This is a genomic window from Enterococcus sp. PLH-Efm8, assembly GCF_053011625.1.
In genome coordinates this window covers 2,788,205-2,802,500 of sequence record NZ_CP172568.1, presented here as the reverse complement: position 1 = coordinate 2,802,500, position 14,296 = coordinate 2,788,205, and the positions used below count along the sequence as shown (strand labels likewise).

The 14,296-nt window shown below is 39.0% G+C and carries 9 protein-coding genes and 9 tRNA genes (1 of these 18 only partly in view); 15 read left to right on the top strand and 3 right to left on the bottom strand.

The window, feature by feature from the left end; all coding sequences use genetic code 11:
* The 14 genes from ACIFUW_RS13730 to gor form a co-directional block, all read left to right on the top strand.
* Positions 1–53: transfer RNA gene (locus tag ACIFUW_RS13730), tRNA-Val, on the top strand; it begins 20 nt to the left of the window's first position.
* A gap of 3 nt (positions 54–56) precedes the next feature.
* Positions 57–129 (top strand) — tRNA-Lys (locus ACIFUW_RS13725).
* A gap of 7 nt (positions 130–136) precedes the next feature.
* A tRNA-Leu gene (locus ACIFUW_RS13720) sits at positions 137–218 on the top strand.
* Positions 219–235: 17 nt separating this feature from the next.
* Positions 236–308 (top strand) — tRNA-Thr (locus tag ACIFUW_RS13715).
* A gap of 11 nt (positions 309–319) precedes the next feature.
* A tRNA-Gly gene (locus ACIFUW_RS13710) sits at positions 320–391 on the top strand.
* Positions 392–407: 16 nt separating this feature from the next.
* Positions 408–493, top strand: a tRNA-Leu gene (locus tag ACIFUW_RS13705).
* Between the two features lie 10 nt (positions 494–503).
* Positions 504–577, top strand: a tRNA-Arg gene (locus tag ACIFUW_RS13700).
* A gap of 21 nt (positions 578–598) precedes the next feature.
* Positions 599–672 (top strand) — tRNA-Pro (locus ACIFUW_RS13695).
* 57 nt (positions 673–729) lie between these two features.
* Positions 730–803 (top strand) — tRNA-Arg (locus ACIFUW_RS13690).
* Between the two features lie 135 nt (positions 804–938).
* Complete coding sequence (locus ACIFUW_RS13685) at positions 939–1,406, top strand: CtsR family transcriptional regulator (RefSeq protein ID WP_002289036.1); 468 nt, start codon at positions 939–941, stop codon at positions 1,404–1,406.
* A gap of 6 nt (positions 1,407–1,412) precedes the next feature.
* Entirely contained in the window at positions 1,413–3,905 is a 2,493-nt protein-coding gene (locus ACIFUW_RS13680) for an ATP-dependent Clp protease ATP-binding subunit (protein WP_002289035.1), read from the top strand.
* A 220-nt stretch (positions 3,906–4,125) separates the two neighbouring features.
* Entirely contained in the window at positions 4,126–5,049 is a 924-nt protein-coding gene (locus ACIFUW_RS13675) for a peptidase U32 family protein (RefSeq protein ID WP_002289033.1), read from the top strand.
* Positions 5,050–5,054: 5 nt separating this feature from the next.
* Complete coding sequence (locus tag ACIFUW_RS13670) at positions 5,055–6,308, top strand: peptidase U32 family protein (protein WP_002304804.1); 1,254 nt, start codon at positions 5,055–5,057, stop codon at positions 6,306–6,308.
* A 133-nt stretch (positions 6,309–6,441) separates the two neighbouring features.
* Complete coding sequence (gene gor / locus ACIFUW_RS13665; RefSeq protein ID WP_010729809.1) at positions 6,442–7,788, top strand: glutathione-disulfide reductase; 1,347 nt, start codon at positions 6,442–6,444, stop codon at positions 7,786–7,788.
* Between the two features lie 934 nt (positions 7,789–8,722).
* Here the strand turns inward: gor and menA are convergent.
* The 3 genes from menA to pplA form a co-directional block, all read right to left on the bottom strand.
* Positions 8,723–9,676 (bottom strand): 1,4-dihydroxy-2-naphthoate polyprenyltransferase, encoded by a 954-nt coding sequence (gene menA, locus ACIFUW_RS13660; protein ID WP_002289029.1) that lies wholly within the window; start codon positions 9,674–9,676, stop codon positions 8,723–8,725.
* A gap of 12 nt (positions 9,677–9,688) precedes the next feature.
* Positions 9,689–10,792, bottom strand: coding sequence for an FAD:protein FMN transferase (locus tag ACIFUW_RS13655; RefSeq protein ID WP_002294811.1), 1,104 nt, complete (start codon positions 10,790–10,792; stop codon positions 9,689–9,691).
* An 89-nt stretch (positions 10,793–10,881) separates the two neighbouring features.
* The gene (gene pplA, locus ACIFUW_RS13650; protein ID WP_002289025.1) at positions 10,882–11,817 is read right to left on the bottom strand and encodes an extracellular electron transfer flavoprotein PplA; all 936 of its coding nucleotides are present in this window, start codon (positions 11,815–11,817) and stop codon (positions 10,882–10,884) included.
* Positions 11,818–12,118: 301 nt separating this feature from the next.
* Here pplA and ACIFUW_RS13645 point away from each other — a divergent pair, with 301 nt between their 5' ends.
* Positions 12,119–14,053 carry an NAD(P)/FAD-dependent oxidoreductase gene (locus ACIFUW_RS13645; protein WP_002289023.1) on the top strand — a complete coding sequence of 645 codons (1,935 nt, stop codon included), beginning with the start codon at positions 12,119–12,121 and terminating at the stop codon, positions 14,051–14,053.
* Positions 14,054–14,296: the final 243 nt, after the last annotated feature.

Here is a 14,296-nt window from a genome sequence, read left to right as displayed (position 1 = left end):
AGAGCATCTGCCTTACAAGCAGAGGGTCAGCGGTTCGATCCCGTTAACCTCCATATGAGCCGTTAGCTCAGTTGGTAGAGCATCTGACTTTTAATCAGAGGGTCACAGGTTCGAGCCCTGTACGGCTCATATTTTTGCGGGTGTGGCGGAATTGGCAGACGCACTAGATTTAGGATCTAGCGCCTTACGGCGTGGGGGTTCAAGTCCCTTCACCCGCATAATTTAAGTTTTACATGCCGGCTTAGCTCAGTTGGTAGAGCATCTGATTTGTAATCAGAGGGTCGAGGGTTCAAGTCCTTTAGCCGGCATCTTTAAACACGCGGAAATAGCTCAGTGGTAGAGCACCACCTTGCCAAGGTGGGGGTCGCGGGTTCGAACCCCGTTTTCCGCTTTGCCAAAGCAATCGCGCCGGGGTGGCGGAACTGGCAGACGCACAGGACTTAAAATCCTGCGGTGAGTGATCACCGTACCGGTTCGATTCCGGTCCTCGGCATTTCAAATATGCGCCCATAGCTCAACTGGATAGAGTGTTTGACTACGGATCAAAAGGTTAGGGGTTCGACTCCTCTTGGGCGCGTAGTCTTTTTTATTTTTTAAACGGGAAGTAGCTCAGCTTGGTAGAGCACTTGGTTTGGGACCAAGGGGTCGCAGGTTCGAATCCTGTCTTCCCGATTTTTTTTATCTTGCTTTTTGTTTTCAAATGATTTATAATTTTTTTAAATTGAATATGCGCCCATAGCTCAACTGGATAGAGTGTTTGACTACGGATCAAAAGGTTAGGGGTTCGACTCCTCTTGGGCGCGTCGATACGGAATAGTATATTCCGTATTTTTTTTTGTTGATTCTAAAGGATTTATTTAACAAAAAGCGTTCTTCTTTCTTTCTATTATCAAATTCGTTATAATTAAGGTCAATATTAGTCAAAGGGAATGAATAAGATGGCACATCAGAATACCTCGGATTTAATTGAATCATATATAAAGAAAATTCTGGAAAATAGTGAAATGATCGAGATTCGAAGGATTGAAATGGCAGACCTCTTTAACTGTGTTCCTTCACAAATCAACTATGTGATTAATACCCGTTTTACCATCCAACGTGGTTATCTAGTAGAAAGCAAACGTGGTGGTGGTGGTTATATACGAATTGCAAAAGTAAGGATTTCAGATAAAAAACAATTACTTGAGCAGATAAATCAGTTATTTGATGATACAATCAGTGAGAAAAATGCTTTTGCTATTATTCAAAAACTTTATGAAGACCAAATAATTACAAAAAAAGAAGGAAACTTGATGTTGAGTGCAATTGCAAAAAACACATTGAATTTCAATGAATATGAAGATCATACACGTGCTCGGATTCTCCGAGCATTTCTGGAACGTTTAAGTTATGAAGATGGGAAGTGAGATTAGATGGAAGAACTTTTTACTGAAAGAGCCCAAGCAGTATTAGAAATTGCACAAGAAGAAGCAAAACGGTTGAAACATCAATCAGTTAGTTCAGAACATGTTTTACTAGCCTTAGTGGTCGAGCAAAATGGAATTGCTGGAAAAGTATTACGTGAAATGGATTTGAATGAAACGGAAATTTATGAAGAAATTGAACATCTGATTGGTTATGGTGGTATCCGTTCTTACCCTAAAGGAGTCTTTCTTCCATATTCACCAAGAATGAAACAAGTTTTTGCTTTAGCTAGCAGCGAAGTGAAGAAAACTGGTTCTCAAAAAGTTGGAACAGAACATATTTTGATGAGCTTATTAAAAGATGAAAGTATCATGGCTACTCGAATCATGATCAACTTAGGTATCAGCCTTTCAAAAGCCCGTCAAGTTCTGAAACAAAAAATGGGGCTAGCTGGTGATTCTGCTGGAAAAGGAATGAATCGTCGTAGAAATGTAAATGTACAAGATAAACGGCAAACACCGCAAGGAACACCTACGCTAGATTCATTAGCACGTGATTTGACGAAATTAGCAAAAGAAAACAAGCTGGACCCAGTTGTTGGTCGTTCGAGAGAAGTGAAACGGCTTATCCAGATTCTTAGCCGACGGACAAAGAATAACCCTGTACTGGTGGGTGAACCTGGTGTAGGCAAAACAGCCATTGCTGAAGGGTTAGCTCAAAAAATCATTTTAGGTGAAGTGCCAGAAGACATGCAAGAAAAGCGCCTGATGATGCTTGATATGGGATCTTTGGTTGCTGGTACGAAATATCGCGGTGAATTTGAAGATCGAATGAAAAAGGTCATCGACGAAATCTATAATGATGGTCAAGTAATCTTATTCATTGATGAATTGCATACCTTAATTGGTGCAGGTGGAGCAGAAGGAGCAATTGATGCTTCGAATATCTTGAAACCGGCGTTAGCTCGAGGAGAATTACAAACGATCGGAGCAACGACCCTAGATGAATATCAAAAATATATCGAAAAAGATTCTGCATTAGAGCGACGTTTTGCTCGCATTCAAGTAGATGAGCCAACTCCTGAAGAAGCAGAAGTGATTCTTCAAGGATTACGTACAAGATATGAAGAGCACCATGGAGTGGAGATCACAGATGAAGCTGTACGAGCAGCAGTCAATCTTTCTGTTCGTTATATCACTTCTCGTCAACTACCCGATAAAGCAATTGATTTGATCGATGAATCAGCAGCGAAAGTCCGTTTGGATCAAACCGATCACTTAACAAAATCAACTGTGATCAAACTAGAAATCGATGAACTAGTACAAGAAAAGGAAGCAGCGATCCAAAAACAAGACTTTGAAAATGCTGCTCAATTACGCAGACAAGAAAAAGCACTACGTAAAAAGCTGCAAAAAGTTTCTGCAATTGAAGCAAAACAGGAGCAAGGTTATTCTGATCGTGTAACAGAAGAAGATGTTGCTACAGTTGTATCGGAGTGGACTGGTGTCCCTCTACAGCAGTTGGAGAAAAAAGAAAGCGAACGCTTGTTAGAACTGGAAGGACTTCTGCATGAACGTGTCGTTGGTCAAGATGAGGCTGTCAAAGCAGTTTCACGTGCGATCCGCCGTGCACGAAGCGGATTGAAAGATCCTGATCGTCCAATTGGTTCATTCATGTTCCTTGGACCAACTGGTGTCGGAAAAACAGAATTGGCCAAAGCACTTTCAGAAGTCATGTTTGGAAGTGAAGATGCCCTGATCCGTGTTGATATGTCAGAATTTATGGAAAAATACAGTACAAGCCGATTAATCGGGTCTCCTCCAGGATACGTAGGGTATGATGAAGGTGGACAGTTGACAGAAAAAATTCGTCAAAAACCATATTCAGTGATTCTCTTAGATGAAGTGGAGAAAGCACATCCAGACGTTTTCAATTTACTTCTGCAAGTATTGGATGATGGTCATTTAACAGATTCTAAAGGTAGAAAAGTGGACTTTAGAAATACAATCATGATTATGACTTCAAATATCGGAGCGACACAAATTCGAGAAGAAAAAAATGTCGGATTCAATGTCCAAGATGTTACTAAAGATCACAAAGCCATGCAAAAACGTATCTTAGAAGAGTTAAAGAAAGCTTTCCGACCTGAATTCTTGAATCGAATCGATGAGACTGTCGTCTTCCATTCATTGAGTAAAGATGAAATCCATACAATCGTCCAAATCATGAGCAAAGCGATTATCAAACGATTGAAAGAACAAGATATTCAAGTGAAAATCACACCATCTGCAATCGATGTGATCGGGAAAGCTGGATTTGATCCTGAATATGGTGCACGTCCAATCCGTCGCGCACTTCAAAAAGAAATTGAAGATCGATTGAGCGAGGCTTTGCTTGGCGGAGAAATTCGTTTAGGTGACCACGTAACAGTAGGTGCTTCAAAAGGTAAGATCACATTGAATGTTCGCGGACCTAAAAAGGAAACAGTAGGTTCCCTATAGTTACTTGGCCTGTGTAGCTGAATTTTTATAATAGTAAGACTTGATTAAGAGGTTGTGACAAGATTTTTGTCACAATCTCTTTTTATATTTGGACAGAATATATCGAACTTTATTTTGATTTTTTGTGAAATAATTTTCAAAAATCCGACTTTAAATAGAAGAAGTATTGGAAAGTTTTTAGAGCTATGCTACTATTATGAAGTTGTAGGAGGAGAAAATTATGATCGAACTCATAACCACAGTAGAAACTATTGAACAAGCAGAACAGTTGCTTGCTGCAGGTGCAGATACACTATATTTCGGTGAAGAGCAATTTGGATTGCGTCTGCCTGCTTCATTTACACGAGAAGAACAGCGACAATTGGTAGAATTAGCACACAAGTATGGTAAAAAAGCGAATATTGCTGTAAATGGGATCATTCATCCTGAAAAAATGAAAAATGTACCTGAATATTTGGCTTTTTTAAAAGAAATAAACGTAGATGTGATCACAGTTGGTGATACAGGTATTATTTATACGATGAAAAAAAATCCTGAATTGCGTATACCGTATATTTATGATGCTGAAACATTAGTAACGAGCGCACGTCAAATCAATTTCTGGGCGAAAAAAGGCGCAGTTGGAGCAGTACTTGCTCGTGAAGTTCCTTTTGAAGAGATGAAGGCGATGGAAGAAAAACTCGATATTCCTGTAGAAACCCTTGTGTATGGTGCTACATGCATCCATCAATCCAAACGTCCACTGCTACAGAATTACTATAACTATACGAAACAAGACGAACAAAAAGATCGTGAAAGAGGTCTTTTTATCTCGGAACCTAAAAAAGAAGAGACACATTATTCTATTTATGAAGATAGTCATGGCACACATATTTTTGCCAGCAATGATCTGAATCTCTCGAATGAATTGAATGAACTTTATCAGCATCATTACTGTACATGGAAATTGGACGGATTATTTACTCCAGGCGAAAAATTCGTAAACATCACTCGACTATTCGCCGAAGCAAAAAAACAAATTTTAGAAGGTAGCTGGGATCAAGAAAAAGCGGAAAAAATGACTAGCGAAATCAGTAAATTGCATCCTGAAAACCGTGAATTAGATACAGGATTCTTTTATATTGATCCTTCTGCTATCAAATAAGGAGTATGATGAAAGAAATGACAGTAAAAAGAAAATTGAAACGACCAGAAATCCTAGCGCCAGCAGGAACACTGGAAAAGTTAAAAACCGCGATCCATTATGGAGCAGATGCAGTATATATTGGCGGGAATGCATATGGTTTAAGAAGCCGTGCAGGTAATTTTACTTATGAAGAAATGGCTGAAGGAGTTGCTTTTGCAAAAGAACATGATGCGAAGGTATACGTTGCTGCTAATATGGTCACCCATGAAGGAAATGAAGATGGAGCAGGGGAATTTTTCCGCAGTTTGCGTGATGTCGGTATTTCTGCAGTGATTGTTTCTGATCCAGCTTTGATCGAAATTTGTGCGACAGAAGCCCCAGGTCTGCCGATCCATTTATCCACTCAAGCTTCAGCAACTAATTTTGAGACATTGGAATTCTGGAAAGAAGAAGGGTTGGAACGTGTCGTTTTAGCTCGTGAAGTTTCAATGGAGGAAGTGGCAGAGATTCGTAAAAATACGGATACCGAAATCGAAGCATTTATCCATGGTGCCATGTGTATCTCTTATTCTGGTCGATGCACATTGTCCAACCATATGTCGATGCGGGATGCAAACCGTGGCGGATGTTCTCAATCTTGTCGCTGGAAGTATGGATTGTTCGATATGCCTTTTGGTCAAGAACGAAACAGTTTAACTGATACAGGCGAAGTGGAAGAAGAATTCTCGATGAGTGCAGTGGATATGTCAATGATCGAACATATTCCAGAATTGATTGAAAACGGCGTAGACAGCTTCAAGATCGAAGGAAGAATGAAATCGATCCATTATGTATCTACGGTGTCAAATGTCTATAAAGCGGCTGTAGACAGTTATATGGAAGATCCTGAAAACTATGTCTGCAAGCAAGAATGGATCGACGAGTTATGGAAAGTAGCACAACGAGAATTAGCTACAGGTTTTTACTACAATACACCAACTGAAAACGAACAATTATTCGGTGAACGTCGTAAAATCCCAGTATATAAATTTGTCGGTGAAGTATTATCTTATGATGAGGCAACACAGATTGCTACGATACGTCAGAGAAACTTGTTTTCTGTAGGAGATGAAATCGAATTTTATGGTCCAGGATTCAGTCATTTCAGTCAAACCGTTGAAGTTATGCATAATGAAGAAGGCGAATCCATTGACCGAGCACCAAATCCAATGATGATTTTAACTATGCCAGTCGCACAGCCGGTGAAACCTGGAGATATGATCCGAAAACGTAAATAAGGAAAAAGCTGATATATCCCTGTTTTAAGCATCTTCGCATACAAAATTCAAGAAAAGTGTTACACTTGTTTTCTGTAGAAAAAGGATCGTTAAATAAAGGTTTTGATTGATCTCTTCAATAAGGAGGAACAAAATGCAAATATATGATTACATCGTAATTGGTGGCGGCTCTGGCGGTATTGCTTCAGCAAACAGAGCAGGGATGCATGGCGCAAAAGTTTTGCTGATTGAAGCGAATGAATTGGGCGGAACATGTGTCAACGTCGGTTGTGTACCTAAAAAAGTTATGTGGCAAGCAAGTACGATTTTGGAAACAATTGAACGAGATGCCTCAAGTTACGGTATCCAAGCAGATTTAAAAAATGTTGATTTCGCCGGTCTAGTAGAAAGACGAGAAAAATATATTGATTTTCTACACGGTGCTTATCAAAGAGGATTAGATAGCAATCATGTCGAGGCTATAAAAGGTTACGCTACTTTTATCGATAGTCAAACGATCGAAGTAAACGGTGAAACCTATCGTGCTCCTAAAATCTTGATCGCTACTGGAGGCCGTGCAAGTAAAATGACCATTCCTGGTGGAGAATACGCAATTGATTCAAATGGATTTTTTGAATTAACAGAGTTACCTAAGAGAGCAATCGTTTTAGGTGCTGGATACATTGCGGCTGAACTTTCAGGTGTATTTTGTGGTTTAGGTAGTGAAGTCATGTGGGCATATCGAAAAGAACGACCACTTAGAACGTTTGATAAAATGCTTTCGGACAATTTGATCCAAATGTACCAAGAAGCTGGAATAAAAACTTACGCACATCATATTGCTAAAGAAATTACTAAAAACAATGACGAATATACGGTGCTATTTGAAAATGGTGAAACCTTAACTGGTGATTGTGTACTTTTTGCCGGTGGACGTGTACCGAATACCGAAAAATTAGGTCTGGAAAATACAAATGTGGAATTGGACAAAAAAGGGTTTATCAAAGTAGATAAATACCAAAATACAACGGATGAACATATTTTTGCTGTTGGTGATGTGATCGGTAAATTAGATCTGACTCCTGTTGCAATCGCAGCTGGTAGACGTTTATCAGAACGTTTATTTAATGGAAAGAAAGATTCTTATCTTGACTATAAACTTGTTCCGACAGTCGTCTTTACGCATCCACCAATTGCAACAATTGGTTTGACAGAAGAAGAAGCATTGGAAAAATATGGCGAAAATGAATTGAAAGTTTATCGTTCACGCTTTACCCCAATGTACTTTGCATTAAATGATTATCGCCAAAAATGCGAAATGAAATTGATCTGTGTCGGAAAAGAAGAAAGAATCGTCGGCTTACATGCTATTGGTGTTGGTGTCGATGAGATGCTGCAAGGTTTTGCCGTGGCTATCAAGATGGGTGCAACTAAAGAAGACTTTGACAATACAGTAGCCATCCATCCAACAGGAGCGGAAGAATTCGTAACGATGCGATAATTTAATATTAACAGTTCCAACAGCTTTTTATTGAACAAACCATGTAAAACCAGAAAATCAGTATACTGATTTTCTGGTTTTTTGTTTTTTAGTTATTTATGTAAGATTGCTTCGATAATTCTCAAAACGAAATAAGTAGGGAAGTTGGAGATTTTGATTATCTTCGTAACTGACGAAGAGTAAATGAATCCATTTGGTATGCACTCTTAAGTTCAAAATATTGGTATCGATGTTTAAAAGAAATAGAAATGTATCGAAGAACAGATGTTTAAAAAAGTGTGACTTTGTATAAATAAATTAGAAGAAGCAAACGAGGATGTTAAAAGAATACCATATAGTTACCAAACCAAGAAAGTTCTCGTCAAGTTCGCTGGTACGAATCAAATCAAGTGAAAAAAGGGACTGTGAAAAAAATTGTGTCATAGTTAGTCACTTTTTCCGAACAAATAGTGTTCAATCAGCTGTCCTTCGGTATTAGCTCAAAAAACGGCAAAATATGAGGAACTATTTTTCCATTTGTTTCTCTAATACTCAGGACAAAACACTGATTTTACAACCTCTGATAAACGGTGTTCAAAAGCCAGTTTCTCGGTATTAAGCCAAATTTATGCAAAAATGTGGAAAGCCATTTTCACAAAATTTTTCTTAATACTCGAAACTAAGCGACTTTTTCACAACCTCTGATAAACGGTGTTCAAAAGCCAGTTTCTCGGTATTAAGCCAAATTTATGCAAAAATGTGGAAAGCCATTTTCACAAAATTTTTCTTAATACTCGAAACTAAGCGACTTTTTCACAACCTCCTGATAAACGGTGTTCAAAAGCTTGCATCTGCGGTAATAAGCCCAACCAAACGAAAAATATAAGGAGCTATTTTTATTTGGCTGTTCTTATTACTTGATGCAGGGCAGTTTTTTCACAACCTCTTCATGCTGTTAAATGGCTTGCATAATGATTGTTAGTAATAGCCCCAATACATAACTGGCATTGAATAAGACCATATTTTTGATGGAATAGCTGAAACTGATAGGCTGGGGTAACGTTTGCTTGAATTGATCCAAATGCTTCTTCACAATTGGCAAGGTCAAGAAGGTGACCAAGATCGGCCATTCATAGATACCGCTCAACAACCCCATTAAAATCACGAAATAGCAAGCATACATCAATAGCTGGAATAAGACTGTTCCCGCAGGACGTCCGATATAAAAAACTAGTGTATAGCGATGATTTTCAATATCACGGTCAAGATCCCGCAAATTATTAGCCAACATGATATTGGCAATCGTAAACACCAAGGGTAAGGAAGCTAATACGATTGCTGCTATAGCCCAAAGATTTCCTACCAAAGCAAATTGTCCAGATGAAAAGTTGACTGTCAGATCATAGACATCTGAACCGAATGTATTGACATAAACGACCATGGCAAAAATTCCAAGGCCCATAGTCACCCCACTGAAAATTTCCCCTAAAGGCATTCGAGATAAAGGAATCGGTCCGAATGTATAGAATACTCCAATAAAACAACAGATAAATCCCATCAAAAGTAAAAGCCAACCCGTATTGATCGTTAGAATAACGCCGATAACAAAAACAAATGCAATCATAGCTAAAATCATGTTTCGAATCAATACAGGAGATAGATTTCTGCGGCCAATGACATTTTCTTCATACTTATATACTTCAGAATGAGCCTTTTCATAATCCATGTAATTATTGATAGCGGTAGTCGCTAAATCAAAAACTAGCATTCCAATAAAAAATAAAAAAGTGTTTAGCCAATGTATCTCATGAAAAAAAGCGATAGAGAATAATACCCCTACCGCAAAAGGAAATACACTAGCCACCTTTGTTCGTATTTCAACTACTTCTAAAAAGATTTTTAGTGTCATGGTTCGTACTCCTTATTTTAGTTCAGAACGGTCACCCATCGTGTAATGGGAGTCCTCCGATAATTTGAAGGTGTCTTTGATTGGATCGGTCACATATACTTTATCGTCTTTTGTCACGAAGATCGCTTCCGTCCCGTTATTCAATTCGCTTTCGACGTATTCCAGTCCTTTTTTCACACCCATTGAAAAGACTGCTGTAGACAACCCGTCACCATCAATTGATTTATCTGTTATGATCGTGACACTTGCGATATCATTGTCGAACGGATAACCCGTTTTTGGATCAAACAAATGATGGTATTTTTTGCCATCTACTTCTAAATAACGCTCGTAAATTCCAGAGGTAACTAATGTTTTGTTCCGTTCTTTAATAGAACCTAAAACAGATCCGCGAGCCATGTTCGGATCTTGGATGCCGACTGTCCAGTCTTGGTTTTCGCCTCTTGGGCTGTGGCCTAAGACATAGACATTACCGCCCAAGTCAACGATGGCAGTGGTCACTCCTTGTTTTTTCAAGACTTTCACTACTTCGTCCGTAATGTAACCTTTGGCGATTGCACCTAAATCGATGATCATTCCTTTTTCTTTTAGATAAACAGTTTTTTCTTTGTCATTTAGTTCGATCTTATGATAATCCACTAATTTCAATGCCTGATCGATTTCTTCTTGGGAAGGTTTTCTGGCGTCATCAAAACCGATTCGCCATAATTGTGTGATTGCACCAATCGCCATATCGAATCCGCCTTGAGAATCTTGGCTATATTCGTAGGCCCGCTTGACTAACGTGTAGACGTCATCAGAAACTTTTACTGGTTTGATCCCAGCTTGCTCATTCACTTCATCGATCTCAGAACCTTTTTGATTGATCGTGATTTTATCACCAAGTTCTTTTACTCGATCGAAGGCAGGTTTCAATGCTGATTCTTTGCCTTCATCATACACACGGATACGAACGTAAGTCCCTAACAAGAACTGTTCATCAGAATATGGATCTTTCAATATCTTGGTAGCTGCTGAACTTTCAGTGGTTGTTTTATTTGCTGAGTTGCTGCAGCCAGTTAGCACCATAAAAGAGATGCCCAGTGTGATTAAGGAAAATAGTAGTTTTTTCCGCATCTTTTTCCTCTCTTCATTTTGAAAGGTGAGACGACTGCCTAATCTGGCTATCGTCCCACCCTCCAACTTTTATTAGTATGATTATGTGATTATTTTTCTGTTACGATATTATCTACTTCGATTGTTTGAGTGTCGCCTTTTTCAGCTGCATTCACTAATTGTTGTGCGTACATGATGAATGAATGTGAGCTGTGTGTAGCACCTGTAACAACTTCTACATTAGCAGGTGAGCCATCTTCTTCGCCCATTGCTTTGACGAATTCGTCGTTCAGAGTAGGGATGTAAGTTTTTGGTTCTGTACCGCTTTTTGCTTTCATATTTTCATTATATTCTGTATCATCTTGTTTTGATTTACCGTCTTTGTCGATATAATCAAAGTTTGATTCAGTTACTTTGCCGCCAGCAACTGTCATTTCGAATTGCACACGGTAGCCGTTAGAGTAGTTCTTTTCTTCAAGCTTGTAAGTGCCGTCTTTCAAATCAGCACCATTGTCGATTTCGATTGTATCTGTGTTACCAGCTTGAGCAGCTTGGATCAATTGTTGTGCGTAGTTTTGGAAGCTTTCAGATGAGTGAGTAGCTCCAGTTACGACTTCCACACCGCTTGCGCTTTGTGCTTTTAAGAATTGGTCATTCAACTCAGGAATGTATTTTTCTGGGTTTGTGCCAGATTTTGCTTCCATGTTTTTGTTGTATTCTGCATCTTTTGTTTTTGATTCGCCGTTTTCATTGACGTTATCATATTTTGATTCAGTGATTTTGCCGTCTTTTACAACCATTTCAAAGACTGCACGGTAACCATTTGAATAATTTTTTTCTTCTAATTTATATGTGCCGTCTTGCAAATCTCCGCCAGCTACAACTTTTGCAGATGATTCTGTTGTGCTTTTTGCAGTCGAAGATTGTGCTGTAGATGATTCAGAAGAAGAGTTTGAGCTTCCGTTGTCATCTGCGCCGCAAGCGCCTAACACTAGAGCTGAAAATGCTAATACGGCAAATCCAGTTACAAAACGTTTTTTCTTCATTTTAATACCCCACCATTCCATTTCTAGTCCACAATTTTTCTTTGTGATTCATTATACATTCTAATCTTTTTAGCCTATAAGTCAACTATTTTTGATAAATAACCCATGTAATATTTCAAACGTTTTCTTTCAGCAAATTTCGTGAAAAAACGCTTTATTTTAAAATTTGAAAAAAATCCAAAAGGAGTTAGACAAAAGAACAGAACATCTATATAATATATGGAGATTGTGTAATAAGTATCAAACTAAAAGAATTATCATATATTCATTATATAGATAGTCTATAAGGAGCGGATGATCAATGGCAAAGCAAAATATTGTCGTTGTAGGAGCAGGATATGCCGGTGTTTCAGCTACAAAATACTTGGCAAAGAAACTGAAAAAAGAAGATGTAGCAATTACTCTGATCGATCGTCATTCGTACCATACTATGATGACCGAGTTGCATGAAGTAGCTGGCGGACGTGTAGAACCAGAAGCAATCCAATACGATCTGCAGCATTTGTTTGCTCGTCAAAAGAATGTACAACTTGTCACAGACACTGTAATCGGTATCGATAAAGAACGAAAAATCGTCAAGACCAAATTAGGTTCCTATCCTTTTGATCAGCTGATCCTTGGAATGGGCGGAGAGCCGAATGACTTTGGTACACCTGGTGTCAAAGCACACGGATTCACCCTTTGGTCATTTGAAGATTCTGTAAGGATTCGGGAACATATTGAGAAGACAGTAGCAAAAGCTGCATTGGAACCAGATGATGAACTGCGTAAAGCCATGCTGACTTTCGTTGTCTGTGGTTCTGGATTTACCGGTATTGAAATGATTGGGGAACTGATCGACTGGAAAAATCGCCTAGCCAAAGATTATAAATTAGATCCAAACGAAATCACACTGATGGTCGTAGAGGCAATGCCGACGATCTTGAATATGTTGGATCGAAATGATGCTGCAAAAGCTGAACGCTATTTGCGTAAGCACAACGTGGAATTATTATTGAATGCACCAATCGTAGAAGTGGCTGCTGATCATATCAAATTGAAAGACGGACGCAACATTCCGACTCACACACTGATTTGGACAGCTGGTGTCAAAGGAACTTCTGACGCTGCTGACTTTGGATTAGAATCAGCACGCGGACAGCGGTTGATCGCCAATGAATATATGCAGGCAAAAGGCTACGAAGATAAAAACATCTATATCATTGGTGATTTAGTCTTTTATGAAGAATTCCCAGGAACACCGACACCGCAGATCGTTCAAGCTGCTGAACAAACAGGACACACAGCCGCAGCGAATATCGTGGCTTCGATCAAAGGCGGAGAAAAGCATAAATTTAAAGGAAACTATCAAGGATTTATGGTTTCTATTGGTGCCAAATGGGGGGTAGCTAACCTATTTGATAAGATCCATTTAAGCGGATTTTTAGCTATCGTAATGAAACATATCGTGAATTTGAAATACTTCTTTGATATTCGTTCTGGTTATTATATGTTCCAATATTTAATGCATGAGTTTTTCCATATCAAAGATGATCGCAACGTGACTCGAGGACATTCTTCTCGTTACGGCAATGTCTTATGGAGTGTGCCACTTCGTATTTTCTATGGTTTAGTTTGGTTCGTTGAAGCTTCCAAAAAAATCATTGGGAATGGTGAAGTGTTCAAACCAAGTACTTGGTTTGGTGAAGGATCATGGTTCACTGGAAACAGTGTGTTCCCTTGGACATGGGAATACAATGTAACAGATGTTGCCAGTGGTGCTTCTGCTGCTGGTGATGCAACCACAGCTGCCAGCGGAGCAGGGGCAAGTGCCGGAGAAGCAGCGACTCAAGCTGCACATTTTGGTTTGAGTTATGCATACGGTGAAGAACCAATGGCTGTGATTGAGAAGTCACCAGACTGGTTCACAAAGATCATGCAAGTGATCATGCCAAACAATGATGTAGCAATGTTCTTCCAAAAATTCATGGTATTCTTTGAAATTGCCTTGGCATTAGCATTGATTGCTGGATTATTCACATGGCTATGCAGTGCGACAACGATTGTATTGGTGATCACGTTCTGCTTATCAGGCATGTTTTACTGGGTAAACATTTGGTTCATTTTTGTTGCTTTCGCATTGATGAACGGTTCCGGACGTGCGATTGGGTTGGATCGCTGGGTAATTCCATGGCTACAACGTACACTAGGTAATTGGTGGTACGGTAGACCAAGTTCCCAGTACGGCAAGAAATAAATAGATAAAGAACGTTATTTGAATGCAAGATTTCAATAGAAAGGGGCTGAGACAAACCGTCACAGCCTCCTTTTTATGTAAAATTAAAGGAATAAGATGCCCGAGATAAGCCTCCATGAGCAAGACACAGGTGTCACAACCTCTGTTACAACCTCTTGTTATAAACGGTGTTCCAGAAGTAGCTTCTTCGAAAAATAAGCCGAAATTTCACAAAAACTTGAAAAGTAATTTTCGTAAATTCCT